The organism is Acidobacteriota bacterium, assembly GCA_039030395.1.
Taxonomy (GTDB): domain Bacteria; phylum Acidobacteriota; class Thermoanaerobaculia; order Multivoradales; family JBCCEF01; genus JBCCEF01.
Window position 1 is genome coordinate 1 of sequence record JBCCEF010000017.1, and the last position, 21,844, is coordinate 21,844.

22 protein-coding genes are annotated in these 21,844 nt (G+C 69.7%); 19 read left to right on the forward strand and 3 right to left on the reverse strand.

All coding sequences use genetic code 11. The features are described from left to right. The 19 genes from AAF481_14940 to AAF481_15030 all read left to right on the forward strand — a co-directional run. On the forward strand, positions 1–490 hold a 490-nt coding region (locus AAF481_14940; protein ID MEM7482469.1), incomplete at its 5' end, for an IS1 family transposase. A gap of 315 nt (positions 491–805) precedes the next feature. Next, on the forward strand, positions 806–2,341 hold the full coding sequence (locus AAF481_14945) for a type I 3-dehydroquinate dehydratase (protein ID MEM7482470.1): 1,536 nt from the start codon (positions 806–808) through the stop codon (positions 2,339–2,341). Continuing rightward, a complete protein-coding gene (locus tag AAF481_14950; GenBank protein MEM7482471.1) occupies positions 2,338–3,309 on the forward strand; it encodes an ATP phosphoribosyltransferase regulatory subunit in 972 nt (323 codons plus the stop codon). Before AAF481_14945 ends, AAF481_14950 begins: the two co-directional genes overlap by 4 nt. Continuing rightward, on the forward strand, positions 3,306–3,944 hold the full coding sequence (gene hisG, locus AAF481_14955) for an ATP phosphoribosyltransferase (protein MEM7482472.1): 639 nt from the start codon (positions 3,306–3,308) through the stop codon (positions 3,942–3,944). The genes AAF481_14950 and hisG overlap by 4 nt, the downstream gene beginning before the upstream one ends. After that, the gene (gene hisD, locus AAF481_14960) at positions 3,941–5,272 is read left to right on the forward strand and encodes a histidinol dehydrogenase (GenBank protein MEM7482473.1); all 1,332 of its coding nucleotides are present in this window, start codon (positions 3,941–3,943) and stop codon (positions 5,270–5,272) included. Before hisG ends, hisD begins: the two co-directional genes overlap by 4 nt. Then, positions 5,269–6,372 (forward strand): histidinol-phosphate transaminase, encoded by a 1,104-nt coding sequence (locus AAF481_14965; protein MEM7482474.1) that lies wholly within the window; start codon positions 5,269–5,271, stop codon positions 6,370–6,372. The genes hisD and AAF481_14965 overlap by 4 nt, the downstream gene beginning before the upstream one ends. Further along, entirely contained in the window at positions 6,369–6,968 is a 600-nt protein-coding gene (locus tag AAF481_14970; protein MEM7482475.1) for an imidazoleglycerol-phosphate dehydratase, read from the forward strand. The genes AAF481_14965 and AAF481_14970 overlap by 4 nt, the downstream gene beginning before the upstream one ends. Beyond that, on the forward strand, positions 6,965–7,609 hold the full coding sequence (gene hisH / locus AAF481_14975) for an imidazole glycerol phosphate synthase subunit HisH (protein MEM7482476.1): 645 nt from the start codon (positions 6,965–6,967) through the stop codon (positions 7,607–7,609). The genes AAF481_14970 and hisH overlap by 4 nt, the downstream gene beginning before the upstream one ends. Beyond that, positions 7,596–8,381, forward strand: coding sequence for a HisA/HisF-related TIM barrel protein (locus AAF481_14980; GenBank protein MEM7482477.1), 786 nt, complete (start codon positions 7,596–7,598; stop codon positions 8,379–8,381). Before hisH ends, AAF481_14980 begins: the two co-directional genes overlap by 14 nt. Next, a complete protein-coding gene (hisF, locus tag AAF481_14985) occupies positions 8,378–9,184 on the forward strand; it encodes an imidazole glycerol phosphate synthase subunit HisF (protein MEM7482478.1) in 807 nt (268 codons plus the stop codon). Before AAF481_14980 ends, hisF begins: the two co-directional genes overlap by 4 nt. Further along, positions 9,181–9,864, forward strand: coding sequence for a bifunctional phosphoribosyl-AMP cyclohydrolase/phosphoribosyl-ATP diphosphatase HisIE (hisIE, locus tag AAF481_14990; GenBank protein MEM7482479.1), 684 nt, complete (start codon positions 9,181–9,183; stop codon positions 9,862–9,864). Before hisF ends, hisIE begins: the two co-directional genes overlap by 4 nt. Further along, the gene (gene trpE, locus AAF481_14995) at positions 9,861–11,333 is read left to right on the forward strand and encodes an anthranilate synthase component I (GenBank protein ID MEM7482480.1); all 1,473 of its coding nucleotides are present in this window, start codon (positions 9,861–9,863) and stop codon (positions 11,331–11,333) included. The genes hisIE and trpE overlap by 4 nt, the downstream gene beginning before the upstream one ends. Next, positions 11,330–11,959, forward strand: a complete 630-nt coding sequence (locus AAF481_15000) for an aminodeoxychorismate/anthranilate synthase component II (GenBank protein ID MEM7482481.1) — start codon at positions 11,330–11,332, stop codon at positions 11,957–11,959. The genes trpE and AAF481_15000 overlap by 4 nt, the downstream gene beginning before the upstream one ends. Then, on the forward strand, positions 11,959–13,020 hold the full coding sequence (trpD, locus tag AAF481_15005) for an anthranilate phosphoribosyltransferase (GenBank protein ID MEM7482482.1): 1,062 nt from the start codon (positions 11,959–11,961) through the stop codon (positions 13,018–13,020). Before AAF481_15000 ends, trpD begins: the two co-directional genes overlap by 1 nt. Further along, positions 13,017–13,808, forward strand: a complete 792-nt coding sequence (locus AAF481_15010; protein ID MEM7482483.1) for an indole-3-glycerol-phosphate synthase — start codon at positions 13,017–13,019, stop codon at positions 13,806–13,808. Before trpD ends, AAF481_15010 begins: the two co-directional genes overlap by 4 nt. Further along, positions 13,805–14,488 (forward strand): phosphoribosylanthranilate isomerase, encoded by a 684-nt coding sequence (locus AAF481_15015; protein MEM7482484.1) that lies wholly within the window; start codon positions 13,805–13,807, stop codon positions 14,486–14,488. The genes AAF481_15010 and AAF481_15015 overlap by 4 nt, the downstream gene beginning before the upstream one ends. Next, entirely contained in the window at positions 14,472–15,788 is a 1,317-nt protein-coding gene (trpB, locus tag AAF481_15020; GenBank protein ID MEM7482485.1) for a tryptophan synthase subunit beta, read from the forward strand. Before AAF481_15015 ends, trpB begins: the two co-directional genes overlap by 17 nt. Then, positions 15,785–16,585 (forward strand): tryptophan synthase subunit alpha, encoded by an 801-nt coding sequence (trpA, locus tag AAF481_15025; GenBank protein ID MEM7482486.1) that lies wholly within the window; start codon positions 15,785–15,787, stop codon positions 16,583–16,585. Before trpB ends, trpA begins: the two co-directional genes overlap by 4 nt. Continuing rightward, the gene (locus tag AAF481_15030; GenBank protein MEM7482487.1) at positions 16,582–17,268 is read left to right on the forward strand and encodes a phospholipase; all 687 of its coding nucleotides are present in this window, start codon (positions 16,582–16,584) and stop codon (positions 17,266–17,268) included. The genes trpA and AAF481_15030 overlap by 4 nt, the downstream gene beginning before the upstream one ends. Positions 17,269–17,790: 522 nt before the next feature. On the opposite strand, the gene AAF481_15035 is transcribed toward AAF481_15030, so the two are convergent. The 3 genes from AAF481_15035 to AAF481_15045 all read right to left on the reverse strand — a co-directional run bounded on the left by AAF481_15035 (position 17,791) and on the right by AAF481_15045 (position 21,828). Further along, positions 17,791–18,138 (reverse strand): hypothetical protein, encoded by a 348-nt coding sequence (locus AAF481_15035; GenBank protein MEM7482488.1) that lies wholly within the window; start codon positions 18,136–18,138, stop codon positions 17,791–17,793. 177 nt (positions 18,139–18,315) lie between these two features. Beyond that, entirely contained in the window at positions 18,316–19,320 is a 1,005-nt protein-coding gene (locus AAF481_15040; protein MEM7482489.1) for a sigma-54 dependent transcriptional regulator, read from the reverse strand. A 351-nt stretch (positions 19,321–19,671) separates the two neighbouring features. Next, positions 19,672–21,828, reverse strand: a complete 2,157-nt coding sequence (locus AAF481_15045) for a pitrilysin family protein (protein ID MEM7482490.1) — start codon at positions 21,826–21,828, stop codon at positions 19,672–19,674. Positions 21,829–21,844: the final 16 nt, after the last annotated feature.

Below are 21,844 nucleotides of genomic sequence, written 5' to 3' on the forward strand. Positions count from 1 at the left end.
CATGCAGGACGTGGCGGGGCGCCTGTCGAACCGCGTGCAGCTCACCACGGACGGCCACCGGCCCTACCTAGAGGCGGTCGAGGATGCCTTCGGCGCGGATGTGGACTACGCCATGCTCCAGAAGCTCTACGGGAGCGATCCGCAAGCCGAGAAGCGGTACAGCCCGGCGAAGTGCAAGGGCGCTACCGTCAACGTCGTGCAGGGCGATCCGGAGCCCTGCCACGTCTCTACGTCCTACGTGGAGCGGTCCAATCTGACGATGCGGATGAGCATGCGGCGCTTCACGCGGCTGACCAACGCCTTCTCCAAGAAAGTCGAGAACCACGCCGCAGCGATTGAGCTGCACTTCATGGTCTACAACTTCATGCGGCCCCATGGCTCGCTCAAGACCGAGACGGACAACAAGGTCACGCCCGCGATGGCGGCAGGAATCGCCCGCCGGCCCTGGACTCTAGAGCAGGTGGTAGGGCTCCTGGATCCAAAAAGTTGAAACTGAGCCACTACCCGGCCGGTGTCCAGGTTGACAGCCGTGCGCGGTCTGCTCTACGCTCCGTGGGCGGCGGAATGACCGCCTCGAACGCTGATTGAGCTAGACCGACCAAGCCATGATCCGCACCGCCTCCGCTCCGCGTACTTCGACTCCGGCCCCCGATTTCTCGATTGCGGCCGCGTGGTGGCGTGGCGTGCATCATCACGGCAACCGTTAGGCCGGACCCTCGGGTCCCGGCCGCTACGAGCCCGGGACGCGAGCATTCGGCGATTCAGTGCCAGAACCTCCTTCCCGGGCGAAGGAGGTTTTTTCGTTTTGGGTAGTTCGACGCCATCGGATCGCGCTGTGCTGGTCGCCACTCTGGCGAGTCGCGGCGCGGTGGAGACGCTGCGGCAGGGCGCCGCGTGCGACGCCGATCCCAGCGCCGATGGGCTGGCCGACTTCATCGAAGTGCGCGGCGATCTGGTGGGGGATCTCTCGCCGGCGGATTTGCCCGGCGATCGATTCCTCTACACCCTGCGCAGCCGCACCGAGGGCGGCCGCGGCGAAACGGTGCCGCGGGAACGGCGGGAGCGCCTCGCGGCGGCCCTCGCCGCCGGCTACGAGTTGGTCGACCTCGAAGGCGAGCGCGATCTGACGCCGGAGACGCTGGAGGCGATTCCGGCCGACCGGCGTCTGATCTCCTGGCACGGCCGGGCGCGCGACCTGGCGGATCTGAAACAGCGCTTCGCCGCCCTGGCGGAGACCCCGGCTCGCTTCTACAAGCTGATCCCCGAGGTGAAGCGGCCCGTCCAGGCGCTGTGGTCGCTGCAGCTCCTGGCCTCCCTCGAACGGCGGGACGTCCTCTGCTTCAGCGGCGGCCCGGAGGGCCTGTGGACCCGGCCGCTGGCGCCACGCTTGGGCGCGCCCTGGGTGTTTGGCGCCGCCAGCGAAGACGCGGCCGGCGCACCGGGGCAGCCGACCATCGCCCGCCTGCGGGCGGACTTCGGGCTGCCGGCGCTGCCGCCGGTCGAGGCGATCTTCGGGGTGATCGGCAACCCGGTCACCCACTCGCTCTCCCCGCGGCTGCACAACGGTGCCTACCGCGCCTTCGAATTACCGTACCTTTACCTGCCCTTCCAGACGGAGCGTTTCGGCGACTTCTGGCTGGAGGTGGCGGAGAGCAGCATCCCCGCGGCTCTGGGAATGCCGCTCCGGGGGTTGAGCGTGACGGCGCCCTTCAAGCGCTCGGCGCTGGCCGTCTCCGGCGTCGCCAGCCCGCTGTGCGAATCGCTGCGGGTGGCCAATACGCTGACCCTGCGAGACGGCGTGTGGGAGGCCGAATCGACGGATCCGGAAGGGGTGCTGGATCCTCTGGAGGAGAGCGGGGTGGCCCTTGCCGACGCCGATGCGGCGGTAGTGGGAGCCGGCGGCGCCGGGCGCGCGGCGGCCTTCGCCCTGGCCCGCGCCGGCGCCCGGGTGGTGATCTTCAATCGCGGCGAGGAGCGCGGCCGCCGGGCCGGCGAGGTGCTCGGCCTGCCCTTCCGTCCCCTGGCCGACCTGCGGCCGGAGAACTTCGACATCCTGGTACAGGCGACTTCCCTCGGCCGCTCGGCCGACGATCCGCTGGTGATCGACCCTGAGCGCCTGCGGCACGGCGCCGCGCTGGTGGACCTGGTGTACGGCGCCGAGGCGACGCCGCTGGTGCGGGCGGCTCGCGAGCGCGGGGTGATCGCCATCGACGGGCGCGAAGTGCTGTTGTTTCAGGCGTTGGCCCAGTTCCGGGCGATGATCGGCCGCGAGCTGCCGCCGGCCCTTGGCCGGGACTTCTTGGGGCTCAAAGTGATCGACCTGCGCGGGGAGGGAAGGTGAGGATCTCCGCCGCCCTGCCGCCGGGGGTCACGGCGCTGTTGTTCGATGCCGCGGCCCGCCGGCGGCGGATCGAGGGCCGCTGCCTGGAGCGGCTGGAAGAAGCCGGCTTCTCGGAGGTGATCCTGCCGATTCTCGATTACCTGGAGCCCTACGAACCGATCCTGACCGAAGCCACCCGCGGCGAGCTGTACCGGTTCATTGGTCGCGACGGCGACCAGCTCGCCATCCGTTCGGATTTCACTCCCATGCTGGCGCGTCTGCTGGCGCCACGGCTGGCGGCCCTCGATGGACCGCTGCGTCTCTACTACCGTGGCGATGTGGTGCGCTACGGCGACATCGGTCGCGAGCGCGAGCAGTACCACCTGGGGGCGGAACTCCTCGGCGTGCCCGGCGAGGCGGGCGAGGTGGAGATGCTGCGGCTGTTCCTCGCCCTCGCATCGGAAGTGGAAGCGCCGCGGGTGGTGCTCGGCTTTGCCGGCGCCCTGGACGAGCTGCTGCGCCGGGTGCTGAAAGAAACGCCGGAAGAGGCCGAGCGGAGGTCCGTCGAGGAATTGCTCCATGCCCTGCGCCGCCGGGAGCGGCGGCCGCTGCGGTTGGCTCACCGCTCGCTGCTGGAGATCGCCGAACACGGCGTGCCGGCGGATCCGGCGACCCTCGGAACGCCGGCGGCGGAGCGCCTGGCGGCCCTGGCGGAGCTGGTCGAGGAGCTGCACGGAGAGTTTCCGGCGGTGTCCTTCGAGATCGATTTCGCCGAGTTCGCCCACCACACCCTCGATGCGGATCTGGAGGACGGGGTGCGCGACCGGACCTATTACGACGGCCTGGTGTTCCGCGTCTACGCCGCCGGCAGCGGTCGGTCCTGCGGCTCCGGCGGCCGCTACGATCGCCTGTTTCGCGGCCTCGGCGCTGAGGTGCCGGCGGTGGGCTTCTCCTTCGGTCTCGATCGGCTGGCGGAGGCTTTGCCGTGAATCGTCCGCTGATTCGGCTGGCGCTGCCCAAGGGGCGGGCGCAGAAGGTGGTGCTGGCGGCGTTGGCGGCCGGCGGCGGCGCCTTTGCGGGGCTCGATCCGCAGGACCGTCGCTTGCGGGTGACGCTGCCGGAGGAGGGTCTCGAGCTGCTTTTCCTCAAAGGGTGGGACGTGCCGCGCTACGTCGAGAACGGCGTCGCCGACGCGGGCTTCGTGGGCAGCGACGTGCTCGACGAGCACGGCTGCGACCTGCTGGTGCCGCTGCGCCTCAAGGAGGGCCGCTGCCGCATCTCGCTGGTGGGCTTCCCGGGCACCCTGCCGGCCGCCGGCGGCCAGGTGCGGTTGGCGACAAAGTACCCGGCGACCGCCCGCCGGGTGGTGGCCAAGCGCCCCTGGGGCGCCGAGGTGCTGGAACTCTCCGGCTCCATCGAGCTGGCGCCGATTCTCGGCCTGGCGGATCTCGCCCTGGACATCGTGGAAACCGGTCGCACCCTCAAAGACAACGGCCTGGTGGAACTCGAACCGGTGGCGGAGGTGAGGCCTTGCCTGGTGGTCAACCGGTCGTCTTTTCTCGCCCACCGGTTTCGCATCAACGATCTGGCGGACCGTCTCGAATCGGCGGGGGTGGCGGCGTGAGCGCGAAGAAGCCGCTCAAAGTGGTGCGCGCCGATTCCGGCCGCGGCCGTCGGGCCTTGGCGAAGCTCTTCGGCCGCCAGCGGCAGGTGCTCGACCCCAAGGTGGTGCGCGGCGCCCGCAAGCTGGTGGCGGCGGTGCGCGACAAGGGGGATCCGGCCCTCCTCGAGGCGGTGCGTCGGCTGGATCGAGTCGCGGTGAAGTCGGCCTCCGAATTGCGGCTGCCGGTGCCGGTTTTGAAGGAGGAGAGGGCCGGCCTGCCGGCGGGTTTTGCCGGGGCTCTGGAGCGGGCGATCGGCGCGGTGGAGGCGTACCACGCCAAGCAGGTGCGCGAGGCCGAAAAAAGACAGAGTATCGACCAGCGCAACGGGGTGGTGGTGGAGTCCCATCGGCGTCCCCTGCGGCGGGTGGGGGTGTACGTGCCCGGTGGACTGGCGGCCTACCCCTCGACGGTGGTGATGACGGTGGTGCCGGCGCGCGCCGCCGGGGTGCGGGAGATCGCCGTGACCACTCCTCCGGCCGCCTTCGGCGGCAACACCGCCCTGCGCTACACCCTGGCGCACCTGGGAGTGGAGGAGATCTGGGGCATCGGCGGCGCCCAGGCGGTGGCGGCCTTTGCCTACGGCACCGAGACGGTGCCGCGGGTGGACAAGATCGTCGGCCCCGGCAACGCCTGGGTGACGGCGGCCAAGCGCGAGGTGGTGGGCGATGTGGGCATCGACGGCCTGGCCGGTCCCTCGGAGGTGGTGGTGGTGGCGAGCGACGGAGCCGACCCGGCCGTGATTGCGGCCGATCTGCTGGCCCAAGCGGAGCACGACGAGCGGGCGGCGGCGGTGCTCCTCACCCCCCGCCGCCGTTTCGCCCGGCAGGTGGCGGACGAGGTGAGCCGTCAGCTTCTTGCTCTCTCCACCGCCGCGACGGCGGCCAAGTCCCTGGCGGCCTTCGGCCTGGCGGCGGTGGTGGAGAACCTGGAAGAAGCGGTGGCCCTAGCGGAGGATCTCGCGCCGGAGCACCTGCAGCTCGTAGGAACCGAGGCCGAGGCGCTGGCCGACCGCTTCGAGCGCGCCGGCGCGGTCTTTGTCGGCGCCGCCACGCCGGAAGTGTTCGGCGACTACGTCGCCGGGCCGAGCCACGTGCTGCCCACCGGCGGCAGCGCGCGGTTCGCTTCGGGCCTGGGGGTGGAGGACTTCGTGCGCCGCGGCCATACGGTGCGCTTCTCGGCCGAGGCGGCATCGCGCTGGGCGGCCGCCGCCGCCACCCTCGCCGATGCCGAAGGCCTGCCGGCCCACGCGGCAGCGGCGCGCAAGCGCTTGGCAGGGGAGCGGTCTTGAGCGGGTTCCCGGACATCGGAGCGACGCTCGATGCGGTGCGTCCGGAGGTGCGCTCCCTCTCCGCCTACCACCTGGAGATCGAGCCTTGCCGCTTCAAGCTCGACCAGAACGAGATGCCCTGGGATCTCCCCCGTCGGATCAAGGAAGAGATCGCCCGGCGGCTGCTGGAGCAGCCTTTCGCCCACTATCCAGATTTCCACGGCGATGCCCTGCGGCGCGACCTCGGGGCGTACCACGACTGGCCGTGGCAAGGGGTGCTGGTGGGCAACGGCTCGAACGAGCTGCTGCGGGCGACCCTCGAAACCTTCGCCGCGCCGGGAAGCGAAGTGCTCGGTACGCTGCCGACCTTCACTCTCTATCGGCCCTTCGCCCTAGCCTCCGGGGCGCGTTTGCGCACGGTGGGGCCGGCTCCGGACCTACGGCTCCCGATCGCTGAGCTGGCGGCGGAGATCGAGCGCGATCCCACCCGGCCGGTGGTGCTGTGTTCACCGAACAATCCCACCGGCGACGCGGTGGCCCCGGAGGTGCTCGCCCGGGAGATCCTCGACCGCCTGGAGGCGCCGCTGCTCTTGGACAATGCCTACGGCGAGTTCACCGCTCACGACTACCGGCCGCTGCTGGGGCGCTACCCCAACCTGGTGATCTTCCGCACCTTTTCGAAGGCCTGGTCCCTGGGGGGGCTGCGGGTGGGCTACCTGCTGGCCCGGCCGGAGCTGGTGGCCGAGCTGATCAAACTCAAGCTGCCCTACAACCTGGGCCGCTGCGGCATCGAGGCGGGCCGGGCGGTGCTCGCCGAGCCGGCAGCGATGGAGCGCCGGGTGCGGCTGCTCAACGGCCGGCGAGAGCCCTGGCGGGCGATGCTGAAGCGCCACGGCATTCCCACCCTGGCGTCCGAAACGAATTTCTTCCTCGCCCGCTGCGGCGGGCGCGCACCGGCGATCCACGCCGGCCTGGCGGCCCGCGGCATCCGGGTGCGGGATGTCGGCGGCTATCCGGGCTTGGCCGGCTGCCTGCGTTTTTCGGTGGGCAGCGGACCGGCCCTGCGGGCGGTGGACGAAGCCTTGACCGACATGAAGCTCCAGGAAACGGAGATGCGATGAGCGAGCGCGAAGCGACCTTCGAGCGGGTGACCGGCGAGACCCGCATCCGCCTGACGCTGAATCTGGACGGCGGCGGCCGGCGGATCTCCGTGCCGGACGGATTCTTCGGCCACATGCTCGACGCCCTGGCCACCCACGGCGGCTTCGGCCTCGACGTCGAGGCGCAGGGCGACACGGAGATCGACCTCCACCACACGGTGGAGGATGTCGGCCTGGCTTTGGGCGAGGCCTTCGCCGTGGCGCTGGGCGACCGCCAGGGAGTGGTGCGCTTCGCCCACGCCTATGCGCCCCTCGACGAGGCGTTGAGCCGGGCGGTGGTGGATCTCTCGGGGCGGGGCTTCTTCGTCTACAGCGAGGCGCAGGAGCTGGCCGGCCAGTGGGTGACGCGGGATTTCCCGCTCACCCTGGTGGCGGATTTCTTCCAGGCCTTCGCCGATCGCGGCCGCCTCACCCTGCACCTCGATCTACTCGCCGGCCGCAACGGCCACCACGCCGCCGAGTCGGCCTTCAAGGCGGCGTCGGTGGCGCTGCGCGCGGCGGTGGTCCGACGGCCCGGCGAGGGGGTGCCGTCCACCAAGGGGACGCTGACCGAATGACCGCCGTCGAAAAAAAAGCCGTCGTGCTCGACGTCGCGGTGGGAAACCTCGGCAACGTGATCCGTGCCCTACGGGCGGTGGGAGCGACGCCGGCGGTCTCCCGGGATTCGGCGGCGGTGGCCGCGGCGCGCTGCCTGGTGCTGCCCGGCGTGGGCGCCTTCGGGCCGCCGCGGGAGGCCTTGCGCGGTGACCTGGAGAGTGCCCTGCGGATGGCCCTGGAGCGAGGCGCCTGGTTGTTCGGCATCTGCGTCGGCTTTCAGATCCTGTTCGAAGCCGGCGAGGAATTTGGCGAAACGGACGGCCTGGGTCTGCTCCCCGGTCGGGTGCGCCGGCTGCCGGACGACGTGCCCTTGCCGCACATCGGCTGGAATCGCCTGCATCGCACGGCCTCGAAGGGAAACCCGCTCGCGGGACTGCTCGCCGGCGTACCGGACGGCTCCAGCGTGTACTACGTCCACAGCTTTGCGCCGGAGGGAGGCGACCCCGCCGATCTCCTGGCGGAAACGCCCCACGGCCGTTTGTTTCCTGCGATGGCCGGCCGGGGTCGGGTGGCCGGCGCGCAGTTCCATCCGGAGAAGAGCGGCTCGGTGGGTCTACGCATCCTGCGCAATTTCACGGAGATGGCCCATGCCGCCCCTTGAACCGAGATCCGCAGAAGCGGCTTTTGAGCTGCTGCCCTCCATCGATCTGCGCCAGGGGCGGGTGGTGCGCCTGCACCAGGGCGACGACGCCCAGCGCACGGACTACGGGGGCAACCCACTGGCGGTGCTCGATCGCTATGCGGCGGCCGGCGTGCGCACCGTCCACGTGGTCGATCTCGACGCCGCCTTCGGCGAGACGCCGCAGCGCGAGTCGATGGCGGCGCTAGTGAAGGGCGCCCGGGAAGCCGGCCTCGGCATTCAGTGGGGTGGCGGCCTGCGCGACGGTCGGGCGGTGGAGGAGGCCCTGGCGGCGGGCTGCGGTCGGGTGGTGATCGGTTCGCTGGTGGGCCGCGAGCCGGAGGCCTTCGCCGCACTGGCGAGGCAGCACCCCGGCCGGCTGGTGCCGGCCCTCGACGTCGGCGGCGCGGACGACGACGAAGTGCGCCTCGACGGCTGGCGCACCGCCGCCGATCGCTCCCTGGCGGAGCTGTGCGCGAGCCTCTCCGGCCTGCCCTGTCCGGGGGTGCTGGTGACGGTGATCTCGCGCGACGGCACCCTCGCCGGCCCGGCCCTGGAGCGCACCCGCCGGGTGGCCGAAGCCACCGGCCTGCCGGCCTTTATCTCCGGCGGGGTGAGTTCCCTTGGCGATCTCGCCGCCGCCCGGGCGGTGCCGGGAATCGGCGGCGCGGTGGTCGGCAAGGCGCTCTTTGAGGGGCGGTTTACGGTGCAACAGGCCCTCGCCGTGTGCCGTGGAGAAGAGGTGGCGCGATGACCTTCACACTTGGCGCCACCGAACTGGCTTGCCGGGTGATCCCCTGTCTCGACGTGTCCGCCGGGCGGGTGGTCAAGGGGGTGAAGTTCCGGAATCTAGTGGACCGCGGCGACCCGGCGGAGGCCGCCGCGCGCTACGCCGAGCAGGGAGCTGACGAGATCGTGTTCTTGGACATTGCGGCGGCGCCGGAGCGCCGGGCGACGGACCTCGAATGGGTCGAGCGGGCGGCGGAGCGCACCTTCGTGCCGCTCACCGTCGGCGGTGGCGTGCGCTCGGTCGATGACGCCCGCAAACTGCTCACCGCCGGCGCCGACAAGGTGGGCATCAACAGCGCCGCCGTCGAGCGGCCGGACCTGCTCACGGAACTCGCCGAGCGCTTCGGAAGCCAGTGCGTGGTGCTGTCCGTCGATGCGCGAAGGCGTGAGAACGATGCAACCTGGGAGGTGGTGACGCAAGGCGGTCGCCGGGCCACCGGGCTGGACGCCGTCGAGTGGATGCGCGAAGGAGTACGGCGCGGCGCCGGCGAACTGCTCCTCACCAGCATCGACAGCGACGGTACCCAGGACGGCTACGACCTCGATCTGCTCACCGCCGCCACCGCCGCCGTGCCGGTGCCGGTGATCGCCTCCGGCGGTGCCGGTCACCCGGAACACCTGGCGACGGCCCTGGGAACGGGGGCTTCGGCGGTGCTGGCCGCCTCCATCTTCCACGACGGCCGCTACACCGTGGGGCAGGTGAAAGAAGTGTTGGCGGCGGCCGGTCATGCGGTGCGCCAGTTGCCGCCGCCGGAGGTGTTCCCGTGACCACCGATACTCTGACGCTGGATCTCGACGCCCTCACCTTCGACGCCGCCGGCTTGATTCCGGTGATCGTCCAGGAGGTGGCGACGGGCGCCGTGCGAATGATGGCCTGGGCCAACGGTGAGGCCCTGGAGCGCACCGTGGCTACGCGGGAGGCCTGGTTCTGGAGTCGCTCCCGGCAAGGGCTGTGGAAGAAGGGCGAGACCTCCGGCAACACTCTGGCGGTGGTGTCCCTGCACGCCGATTGCGACGGCGACACTCTGCTGATGCGGGTGGATCCCAACGGCCCGACCTGCCACCGCGGCGAGCGCAGCTGTTTCGATGCCCCCGGCGGCGAGGCGGTGGCGGCACATCTGGAGCTGGGCTGGCTCGACGCGGTGCTCGCCGGCCGGGCCGCGGCCGATCCGGCGGAGAGCTACACCGCCCGGCTGCTGGCGGCCGGAGCGGAGCGCATCGCCCGCAAGGTCGGCGAGGAGGCGACGGAAACGGTGATTGCCGCCCTCGCCGAGGCCCATGACTCAGATGGCGACGGGCTGGCCGGCGAGGCCGCCGATCTGCTCTATCACCTGCTGCTGCTGCTGCGTTCGCGCGGCGTGCCGGCGGAGCGGCTGGCCGCCGAGCTGCGCCGTCGCCACATCGCCCCGCCGGCTGCGCGGCCGGCGAAACCGGAGGACCTGTCGTGACTCGACCCGTGACTCGGCCCGTGACGCGCCGCGCCGTTCTCCACCAGCGGGAGTTCGTGGCCGACAGTTTGACGCCGCTGGCCGTCTACCGGCGCCTGGCGGCGATCTCGCCGCACCGGTTCCTGCTCGAGAGCGTCACCGGCGGCGAGCAGGTCTCCCGCTTCAGTTTTTTGGGCGCCGGCCCGCGCCGCTGGGCCCGCTGGTGGCCGGATCGGCTGGAGATCTCCGGTGCCGGCGAGACGGTGGTGCATTCCGGCGACCCCCTGACGGCTCTGCGCGAGCTGCTCGCCGAGGTGCGCACCGAACAGAAGTCTTTGTTGCCTTTTACCGGCGGTTGGGTCGGCTCCTTCGGCTACGACGTGATCCGCTCCCTGGAGCGTCTCCCCGGCCGCCCGCCGGACGCCTTCGGCCTGCCGCCGGCGGTGCTGGCGCGCTTCGACGAGGTGGTGGTGTTCGACCACGTCCGCCAGCGCATCGTCGCCGTCACCAACGAGATCGAAGGGGAGGTCTCGCGGCAGGAAGCGATGGCCGGCCTCGACCGCCTGGCCGCGGTGTTGTCGGCCCCCGGCGCGGAGGTCGGCATCGGCGGCGCCGTGGCGGTGCCGGCGGCGATGCCCGCGCCGCCGGCGGACGCCCGGCCGAGCCTGCCGGCTGCGGACTTCCACCGGGCGGTGCGCCGGGCGCAGGAGTACATCGCCGCCGGAGATATCTTCCAGGTGGTGCTGGCGCGCCGCTGGGCGGTGCCCCGGGCGGTGCCGCCGGTCGCCCTCTACCGGGCGCTGAGGTTGATCAATCCGAGTCCCTACATGGTGTTGCTGGAGCTGCCGGACTTCGCCCTCGCCGGGGCGTCGCCGGAGATGCTGGTGAGGAAGGTCGGCCGGCGTCTCGAGACCCGCCCTATCGCCGGTACCCGGCCGCGCGGCAAGAATGCCGCCGCGGACCGCCACCTGGCGGAGGACCTGTTGGCGGATCCCAAGGAGCGCGCCGAGCACGTGATGCTGGTGGACCTGGGGCGGAACGATCTCGGCCGGGTCTCCCGCGCCGGCAGCGTGCGGGTGGAGACCTTCCAGCAGATCGAGCACTACAGCCACGTGATGCACATCGTCTCGGGGGTCGCCGGCGAGCTGGCCGCCGGCCGCGACGCCCTCGACGCGCTCTTCGCCTGCTTCCCGGCGGGTACCGTCTCCGGCGCGCCGAAGATCCGGGCGATGGAGATCATCGACGAGCTGGAGCCGGAGTCCCGCGGCCTCTATGCCGGGGCGGTGGGCTACTTCGGCTTCGGCGGCGACCTCGACACCTGCATCACCATCCGCACCCTGGTGGTGCGCGGTGAGGAAACCTCCGTCACCGCCGGCGCCGGCATCGTGGCGGATTCGAACCCCGAGCGGGAAGCGGAAGAGACCGAAAACAAGGCGGCGGCCCTGCTGGCCGCCGTCGCGCTGGCGGAACGGCTGGAGGATGCCCGATGATTTTGATGATCGACAACTACGACTCCTTCACCTACAACCTGGTGCAGCTCTTGACCGCCGCCGGGGCCGAGGTGGAGGTGCTGAGGAACGACGCCGAGCCGGCGCAAGGGATGCTCGAACGAAAACCCGACGGTATCGTGCTGTCCCCCGGTCCGGGCCGGCCGGAAGGCGCCGGCGTGTGCCTCGATCTGCTCGCCGCCCGGCCCGAGGTGCCCCTCCTCGGGGTGTGCTTGGGGCATCAATCGTTGGGCCTGGCCTTTGGCGCCGAAGTCGCCCGTGCGCCGTGCCTGATGCACGGCAAGACCTCGAGGGTGCGGCACGACGGGGAAGGCATTTTCGAGGATCTGCCGAACCCCTTCGAGGCGACCCGCTATCACTCCCTCGATGTTCCCAAGGCGACCTTGCCGGACTGCCTGGTGGCGACCGCTTGGTCTGACGACGACATCCTGATGGCGATGCGCCACCGGGAGCTGCCCTGGGAGAGCGTGCAGTTCCATCCGGAATCGATCCTCACCCGGGAGGGGCCGCGCCTGTTGGTGAACTTCCTCCGGCGCTGCGGCGTCGCGGCGGCGGACCCGCCGCCGCTGTTCGCGGCCGGGGCGGAAGGTCGCGAGGAGGTGGCCTGATGAGCAACGGCTCGGAGATCACCCCGCGCCAGGCCCTCGACCGGCTGTGCCAGCCGTCGGACTGCGAGCGCGATCTGAGCCGCGAGGAAATGGAAGATCTCTTCGGCCAGTTGATGGACGGGGGGGTGTCCGAGGCGGTGAAGGCGGCGCTGCTGGTAGCCCTGCGCCTGAAGGGCGAGACCCCGGCGGAGATCTCCGGCGCGGCTCGGGCGATGCGCCGGCGGGTGATTCCCCTGGTTCACAACCGGCCCGAGGCGGTGGACACCTGCGGCACCGGCGGCGACGGCGTGGGCACCTTCAACATTTCGACGGCGGCGGCTTTGGTGGCGGCGGCCGGCGGCGTGCCGGTGGCGAAGCACGGCAACCGCTCCGTCTCCAGCCGTTCCGGCAGCGCCGACGTGCTGTCCGCCCTGGGGGTGGAGATGGCCCTGCCGCCGGCGGCGGCGGCGCGCTGTCTGGAAGAGGTGGGCATCGCCTTTCTCTTCGCGCCGCTCTTCCACCCGGCGATGGCGGAGGTCATGGGGGTGCGCCGGGAACTGGGCTTGCGCACGATCTTCAATGTCCTCGGGCCGCTGACCAACCCGGCCGGCGCCCGCCGGCAGCTCCTCGGGGTGTACAGCGAAGACTTGGTCGAGCCCATCGCCCGAGTGCTGGCGGACCTCGGCAGCGACCACGCGCTGGTGGTGCACGGCGACGGCATGGACGAGATCACCACCAGCGGCGAAACCCTGGCCGGCGAGGTGCGCGGCGGTGAGGTGTCCCTGCGGCGGCTGACGCCGGAGCAGCTCGGCGTGGTGCCGGTCGAGCGCCGCGACCTCGCCGGTGGCTCACCGGCGGAAAACGCCGTCGTTCTGCGGCGGGTGCTCGGCGGCGAGAGAGGGCCGCTTTCGGAGGTGACGGCGGTCAACGCCGGGGCGGCTCTGTGGGTGGGCGGCCAGGCGGAGGATCTGCGCGCCGGCGTCGAGCAGGCCCGGGAACTGCTGGCGAGCGGCACCGCCGTCGCCACCCTGGAGGCCCTCAAGGAGTTCACGGCGGCCCATCGCCAGGAGAAAGCAGAGTGAAGGTCGCCGCGATTCTGCAGGAAATCATCGAGCAGCGCCTAAAACGTCTGGCGCTCGAGACCGGCGCGACCGCCACGGCTTGCGGCGAGGACGTCGGGCTGTTCGGCGAGGAGCAGCCGTTTCTGGCTGCTCTCCACGGAGCCGAGGGGCCGGCGATCATCGCCGAGGTCAAGCTCGGCTCGCCACGCCTCGGCTCGCTGGTGGACCGCATCGATCCGGCGGCCCAGGCAAGTCTCTACGCCGAGGGCGGGGCGGCGGCTTTGTCAGTGGTGGTGGAACCGGATTTCTTTCACGGATCCTACGATCTGCTGCGGCGGGCGAAGGGCGCCAGCGGCCTGCCGGCCATTGCCAAGGACTTCGTGGTGGATGATCGCCAGCTCCACTGGGCGCGGGAGGCCGGCGCCGACGCGGTGTTGCTCATTGCCTCGCTGATGGAGCCGGCGGAACTTCGGCGGCGGGCTGCCCTCGCTCGCTCCCTCGGCCTGGTGCCGCTGGTCGAGACCCACGACCGGGAAGATCTGGCCCGCCTCGCCGGCGCCGACTGGGAACTGGTGGGGGTGAACAACCGCGATCTCACCACCTTCGAGGTGGACATCGGGCGCTCCATCGACCTGCTGCCGCACCTGCCTTCCGGCGCTCTGCCCGTGGCCGAAAGCGGTCTCGCTGGCGGCGAAGCGGTGGCGCGGCTGGCGATGGCCGGCTTTCGCGCCTTCCTGGTGGGGGAGTCGCTGCTGCTGGCGGACGATCCGGCGGCCAAGCTGGCGGAGCTGCGAGGGGTCGCGCCTTGACGGCGACGCCGAAGGTGGTGACGCCGATGGTGAAGATTTGCGGTGTTACCCGCGTCGGGGACGCCGAGCGGGCGGTCGCCCTGGGTGCCGACCTCATCGGTTTGAACTTCTATCCCCCGAGTCCGCGCTGCCTGGAGGTGGCGGCGGCGCGGGAACTCTCTCGGGCGATCGGAGACCGGGCACTGAAGGTGGGCGTGTTCGTCGACCGCCCGCGCCGGGAGATCGCGGAACTCGACGCCCGGGTGGGCCTCGACTTGATCCAGCTCCACGGCGACGAGGATCCGGACGAGGTCGATCACTGGGGCGGCCGTGCCCTTCAGGTGCTGCGCCTGCCGGCCACCCGCAGGGAGCCGCTGCCGCCGGAGACTCTCGCCCCCTGGCCCCGGGTTTGGGGCTTTCTGTTCGACGTCGAGCACCCGGCCTACGGCGGCTCCGGAGTGTCCTGGAACTACGATACGCTTGCCGCACTGGGGTCTTCGTGGGGGGGGCCTCCGGGAGCCTCTGGGGTGCCCTTGCTGGTCGCCGGCGGGGTGGCGCCGGGCAGTGCGCGCCGGGCCCTGGCGGCGAGCGGCGCAACGGGAGTGGATGTTTGTTCGGGGGTCGAATCGGCTCCGGGAATCAAGGACATGGATCTCATGAAACAACTCTTCGAGGAGGTGGGTCGTGGCCCGCGGCCGTAACGCCACAGGGTCGGCCGGCACCTTCGGCGCCTATGGCGGGCGCTACGTGCCGGAGACTCTGATGGCCCCGCTGGCGGAGCTCACCGCGGCCTACGACAAGGCGCGGCGGCAGCGTGCGTTCCGCCGCCTTTTGACGGATCTGCTGGGCGACTACGCCGGCCGTCCCACCCCGCTGTACCGGGCGGACCGCCTGAGCGAACGGCTGGCGGGCCCAGGCGGCGGCCGCGGCAAACGCGGTGGCGGCGTGCGCATCTACCTGAAGCGCGAGGACCTGCTCCACACCGGGGCGCACAAGATCAACAACGCCATCGGCCAGGCCCTGCTCGCTCAAAAGATGGGCAAGGAGCGGGTGATCGCCGAGACCGGCGCCGGCCAGCACGGCGTGGCGACGGCCACGGCGGCGGCGCTCCTCGGCCTGTCCTGTACCGTGTACATGGGAGCCGAAGACACCCGGCGCCAGCGCCTCAACGTGGAGCGCATGCGGCTTTTGGGCGCCGAGGTGGCCACCGTCGACGCCGGCAGCCGAACCCTGAAGGACGCGATCAACGAAGCGCTGCGCGACTGGGTGACCAACGTCCACACGACGCACTACATCCTGGGCTCGGTGCTCGGTCCGGATCCCTATCCGCGGATGGTGCGCGACTTCCACCGGGTGATCGGCGACGAGGCGCGGCGCCAGCTCAAGAAGGCCGAAGGGCGATATGCGCCGGACCTGGCGATCGCCTGCGTCGGCGGCGGCAGCAATGCCCTCGGCCTGTTCACCGCTTTTCTGGGCGATCGCTGCCGGATGATCGGGGTGGAAGCCGGCGGCAGCGGCACCGCCCTTGGCCAGCACGCGGCGCGCTTCGAGGGCGGCACCCTCGGCGTACTGCACGGTACCCGCACCCTGGTGCTGCAGGACGAGGAAGGCCAGATCGCCGAAACCCACTCCGTCTCCGCCGGACTCGACTACCCGGCGGTGGGACCGGAGCACGTTGACCTGCGCGACCGCGGGCGGGTGGAGTACACCTCCGTCAACGATCGCGAGGCGATCGACGCCTTCCATCTGCTGGCCGAAACGGAGGGCATCCTGCCGGCGCTGGAATCCGCCCACGCCATCGCCGAGGCGGTGCGCCATGCGCCGCACATGTCGTCGAAGATGAGCATCCTGGTCAATCTCTCGGGACGCGGCGACAAGGACGTGGAGTCGGTGCTGGAGTACCGGGACGACAGCGGCAATGGCTCGATTCGACCCCCCCAGGGACCGGCGTTCCACGGTTTGGGGCGGACCCACCCGCGGGCCGCATCGGAGGAAGAATGAGCGCCATCGACGCAGTATTCGAGCGCTGCCGTGAGGAGGACCGGGCCGCCTTCATCCCCTTCCTGATGGCCGGCGATCCGGACTTGGCGACCTGCGAGCAGCTCATCGGCGCCCTGGGCGCCGGCGGGGCGGACCTGATCGAGCTGGGCGTGCCCTTCAGCGACCCGATCGCCGATGGACCCGTCAACCAGGCGGCGGCCGCCCGCTCCCTGGCCGCCGGCACGACCCTGGACGGGGTGTTCGACCTCGTCGCCCGCTGCCGTGACCGGTTGGGGTTGCCGATTGTGCTCTTTACCTACTTCAACCCGATCCACGCCCGCGGCATCGAGCGCTTCGCCGAGCAGGCGGCGGCCTCCGGCGTGGACGGCGTGCTGTGCGTTGACTTGCCGCCGGAGGAAGCGGCCGAGCGCTTCCTGCCGGCGCTCCTGTCGCGCGGCCTCGATCCGGTGTTTCTGCTCGCTCCCACCAGCACCAAGGAGCGCATCGCCAAGGTGGCGGCGGCGTCCCGGGGTTTCGTCTATTACGTGTCCCGCACCGGCGTCACCGGTGAGCGCTCGGCCCTGGCGCCGACCCTCTTGAAGGAGGTCAAGCGGGTGCGCAAGCGCCTTTCCCTGCCGCTGGCGGTGGGTTTCGGCATCTCTTCGCCGGAGCAGGTGGAGGCGGTGGCTGGAGTGGCCGACGGGGTGGTCGTCGGCAGTGCCCTGGTGCGCCTGGTGGAAGACGATCCGAAGGCTTCGGACTTGGCCGAACGGGTGGAGGAGCAGGTTCGCCAACTGAGTGCACCCTTGCGACGATGAGCGATCTCGAGACCGGTACCGCTGCGGTGCGCCGCATCGCCACCATCGTTCACGGCACCTACCTGTTGGAGGTGCCGCCGGGGGTCGAGCCGCCAGCCTTGGTGATGGGTTTTCACGGCTACGGCGAGGGCGCCGAGCAGCACCTCGAAGCCCTTCGTTCTCTCGTCGCGACGCGGCCCGAGGCGCCGCCCTGGGCGCTGTGCTCGGTGCAGGCGCTGCATCCCTTCTACACCAAGAGCGGTCGCGTGGTGGCGAGCTGGATGACGAAGTTCGATCGCGATCGGGCGATCGGCGACAACGTCCACTACATCTCGGCGGTGCTCGGCGAGGTGCTGCGCGATTTGCCTTCGGTGCGGCGTCTCGCCTTCACGGGCTTCTCGCAGGGCGTCGCCATGGCCTACCGCGCCGCCGCTGGATGCGGCCGGCGTAGCCATGCGCTGGTGGTGCTCGGCGGTGACGTACCGCCGGAGGTCCAACAGCGCGATTTGGCGGGATTCCCGCCGGTATTGGTCGGCGCCGGCAAAGAAGACCGGGCGTACTTGCCGGAGCGGATGGAACAGGATCTCGCCGTTCTGCGAAATCTCGGCGTCGAGGCCGAGGGCTTTCCCTTCGACGGCGGCCACGAGTGGACCGACTCCTTCCGTCGGCGGGCCGGTGAGTTCCTTGCTGAACATTTGAGTTGACCTGATTGCGTTGGGGCCGGTGCAGGCTGGTGTGCGGTCGCCTGCACCTCTATCCTCCCCTCTCACCCAAACCGTCTTGACGGCACCTCCGTCCTTCCCTTCGCTGTGGTTCGGAGTCTGGGATTCCACTCCTGAAGACTCACCCACATCGTCGTCCGCTCGATTGAGTTCTGTGACCTGCGATGGCATACCGGGCGGGGGTGGTGGAGATGGGTACCCGGTGTGGTCGGTGGGGAGCAGGGAGGGGCTCCCCGGGGGCTGGGCACGAGCGCCTGGATGATCTTTGGAGGCCACGTTCGATTTGCGCTCGTGCCGCGCAGGGCGAGCCCAGCCCCTTGTCGTTCGAATAGGCTCGCCCGTCCCCGGGGAGCCCCTCCCTGCTCTCCGCCGACCGGGAACACCATTCGATCCCGGGCCCAACAGCTCTGGATCATGGGTTTGCCCAACGAAAAAAGGAGAGACCCCGAAAGGCCTCTCCTTTCAATCCTTCCGGACGCTCGCCCGGAAGAGTGGTGGCGTTGACTAGCCGTTGCCGTCTTGGCCGTCCTGCAAGTTCTCTCCGGCCTCGTCAATGGCCTCGCCGACATCCTCGATCACCTCACCGGTGGCGTCCACCGCGTCGTCGAACATCTGCTCCGCCTGCTCGCCGGCCTCGTCGATGGCGTCGCCCATCTCTTCGATACCCTCTTGGATCGTTTCGCCGGCCTCATCCATCGCGTTCTGAGCATCATCGGCCGCATCGCTAATGGCGTCGTGGGCCTCGTCGTCGGCGTGCTCTGCGTCGTGATGGGCTTCCGGGCTGCAACCGACAAGGGTCGCGAAACCGGCGACCAGCGCGATCATCAGGGCCAAGCTCAAAATCTTCTTCATGACTTTCTGTCTCCCTTTATCAGGATGTCTGTTCCCTCGAATTGAACGACAATACCTTCATCAGGCCCCATGTCCTCCTGGAAATTCATCGAGCCCGCCGCAGACGCACACGCGTAGCGATCCATCGAAGGCCGGAAGTATAGCAAGGAGCGTAGGAAACTCCGTCATTTCGGCGCCTCAGTCGTTGCCGGATTGCTGGTCTTCGTTGCGGTAGGCGTTCAGGCGGTTGTAGAGGGTCTTGAGGCTGACGCCGAGAACATCGGCGGTTTTGCGCTTGTTGCCGTCGAAATAGTCGAGGCTGGCGAGAATCAGCTTGCGTTCGACATCGGCGATCGACGATCCCAGCCGGAAGTGTAGGGAGCGACCGGAATGGGCGCGGCCGCCGATCTCCTCCGGCAAACACCGCGCATCGATGGCTTCGCCGTCGGCCAGGATGAAGGCCCGGTGGATGACGTTTTCCAGCTCCCGCACGTTACCCGGCCACTCGTGGCCCTGCAGGATGGCCAGGGCCTCCGGAGTCAACCGGCGATCGCCCTCGAAGGACTCATTCAGGCGATCGAGAAAGAGCTCCGCCAGCAGGGTGATGTCCTCGCCACGCTCGCGCAGGGGCGGCATGTGGATGGGAAAGACGGACAGCCGGTAGAGCAAATCCTGCCGCAGATCGCCGCGCTCGACGGCGGCCTTGGGGGTTTGGAAGGTGGTGGCGATCACCCGGGTATTGACCTTGACCGGCTTGTCACCGCCGATGCGCAACAAGGTGCCCGTCTCGAGGACCCGCAGGAGCTTCGACTGCAGTTCGAAGGGCATCTCGGTGATCTCGTCGAGCAGCAGGGTGCCGGTGTCGGCACGCTCGAAATGCCCCTTGTGGAGACGGCTCGCACTCGGGAACCCGCCGCGCTCGTGGCCGAACAGTTCGCTTTCAATGAGTGCCGGCGAGAGGGCGCCGCAGGACAGCGGCAGAAACGGCTCGTCGACCCGGCGGCTGAGCCGGTGAATGGTCTGCGCCGCCAGATCCTTGCCGGTACCGGAGTCGCCGGTGAGCAGGACTAGGGCGCGGGTCGGCGCTACCCGAACGATCTTCTCGAACACCCCCCGCATGGGAGGGGAAGCTCCCCAAAGCAACCCAAGGCGGGGCTGCGGTGCCTGTTCAGGGGCGGACGGAGTAGCGAGCGGTCGGACCATTTCGAATCCTTTGAGCGTTCAGTTGTCGGCAAACATCACGGCACGAGGCCCATATCCTTCAAAACGCACATCCCTAGAGGCGCAACTTTCGACCCCGAAAGATCACGTCGGGTGACTTCGCGGGGCCACAACGGCAGCGAGCAGCCCGGGGAATCGGGAGGAATTTGCGCTCTCGGCGGCTGCTACGGCGCTGTGAAATCGTCAGGGTGGCGATTGATCGCTTCAGGAGTGTATCGGCTTAGCTCACCGAAAGTCGAGGGCTGATCTCGCCGAATTGCGAAATTTTGGAATCTTTCAAGGTGACGAGACCGCCGGCAGGGGAAAACCCGCCGGCGGCCACTGAGGATCGGTCTACTCGCCTTCCGACGGGCGCTCGAAGGTACCCTCGTCGAACTCGACTCCCACCTCGAAGGATTCGAGCTGGACGGTGGCCGCGATCTCCCCTTCGAAGCGATTGATCTCCTTCCAGGGCAGGACCAGGTCGCCGGATTCCCGGAAGTCCTCGAACACCTTGACGACCTGGCCAGGGGCCCCAGAAGGGCCGGAGCCGCGGTAGGACATGCCGATGATGCGGCCGTCCTCCGGGTGAATGTGAAGCACCGTCACCAGGTCGTGGACCTCTAGCTGGACGCGTTCGACGGCCTGGCCGTCCTGCTCGCCGGGATCGAGAGCGACCGCTGAGAAACCTTCTTCGCCGCGCGCCTTGAGGAGCAGCAGGACCTCGCGGCTGAAGGTCTCCTTCATCTGAGCCAGTTGGGCGCCGGACATGTCGTTGATGCCCTGCGGGGTCACCGCGAAGCCTCGGTCGCCGTCGACCACCAGGGCCATCTCACCCATCGGCAGGGTGAGGGCCTGCCGCAGGCGATCCGGGAAGTCGAAACTCGCCTGGAAGGGAATCTCGAACTCGCCGCCGGGGGTGACCTGTGCCAGGGTGCCGGAAACGCGCATGGTGTCGGCGCCGTCCACCGCCGTGGCTCCGCCCATGGCGGCGAGAGCCCGGTCGAGGAGGGCGGCGGCTTGCTCACTGCCTTCCGCCGTCACTTCCGCCTTGTCGGCGGCCGGCTCCGGAATGGTGATGTCCACCGGCGTCACCGGGCCGTAGGTTTCCAGCGGCTTGTCGCGACCCTCCGACGGACCGACCACCAGAATGGCGAGTTCATCCGGCCGGATGTGCTTCGCCGCGGCCTGGCGCACCTGTTCGGTGGTGACCTTGCCGATCGCCTCCAGGTAGCGTTCGGTGCGGTCCAGCGGGTAGCCGAAGTACTCGTATTGGAGTTGCTGATTGAGGATCTTACCGGGCGAGTCGAAGTTGAAGACGTAGGAGTTCTCGATTGCGGTCTTGGCGCGCTCCACCTCTTCGTCCGTCGGCGGCTGGGCGGTCATGTTGCGGGCTTCTTCGAGCAGGGCCTCGATGCCGGCGCCGGTGGTCTCCGTCTTGGTGGTCATGAACATGAAGAACAGGCTCGGCGAGTCGTAGTTGCTGTTGACGGCGCCGGTCACCGCGTAGGCCAGGCCCTTGCTGGTGCGCACGTTGTTGAACAGGCGCGAGGCGAAGGAGCCGGACAACACGTTGTTCATCACCTCGATGGGGTAGAAGTCCGGGTGGTCCTTGCGTACTCCCAGATGCCCCATGGCGATGTTCGACTGGGTGAGGTCGTTCTTCTCGATGTAGTAGACCCCCGGATCGAACTCCGCCTCGACGGGGATTGCCGGCGGAGCCGGGCCGTCGCCGCGCGACCAGTCGCCGAAGGCCGAGCGAATCTCAGCCAGCGCCTCTTCAGTGTCGAAATCGCCGACGAAGCCGAGGATCACCCGCTCCGGGTGGAAGTATTGCTCGTGCCAGGCGACCAGATCGTCACGGGTGATGCCGGCGATGGTCTCGTAGGTCTCGCTGCGGGCATAGGGGGAGTCCTCGCCGTAGACGATCTGGCTCGCCTCCCGGAACAGGATGCCCTGGGGATTGTCGTTCTGGCGCGAGATGGCGGCGTTGGCGTCGTTCTTCGCCAGATCGAGCTTCTCGGCCTCGAATCGCGGCCGGCGCAGCACATCCGCGAAGGCCGCCAGCACCTCGGGGAAGTCGTCCGCCAGGCTGCTCATGCGCACCCGGCCCATATCGCCGGCGATGGACGCCTCGATGCTGGCGGCGGTGCCTTCGAGGAACTCGTCGAGTGCATCCCCGGTGCGCTCGCCGGCGCCGCCGCTGCGCAGCACGTCGCCGGTCAGGCCGGCGAGGCCGAGCTTGTCCGCCGGCTCGTAGCGGGCGCCGGTGCGGATCAAGGCGATGCCCTCGACCAGCGGCAGTTCGTGATCTTCGACCAGCATCACCACCATGCCGTTGTCGAGTTCGAAGCGCTGTGGCTGGGGAATGTCGAAGCTCGGTAGCGGCGGCGTGGAAAGGTCGTCGATGGCCGGCACGTCTTGAGCCGCCGCCGGTACGGCGACGGCCGAGGTCAGCAGCGCCAGGGCAAAGAGCGCGGGGGAAGAGGTAAGGGCAGTACGAATTTTCATGATTCTGATCCCCCGC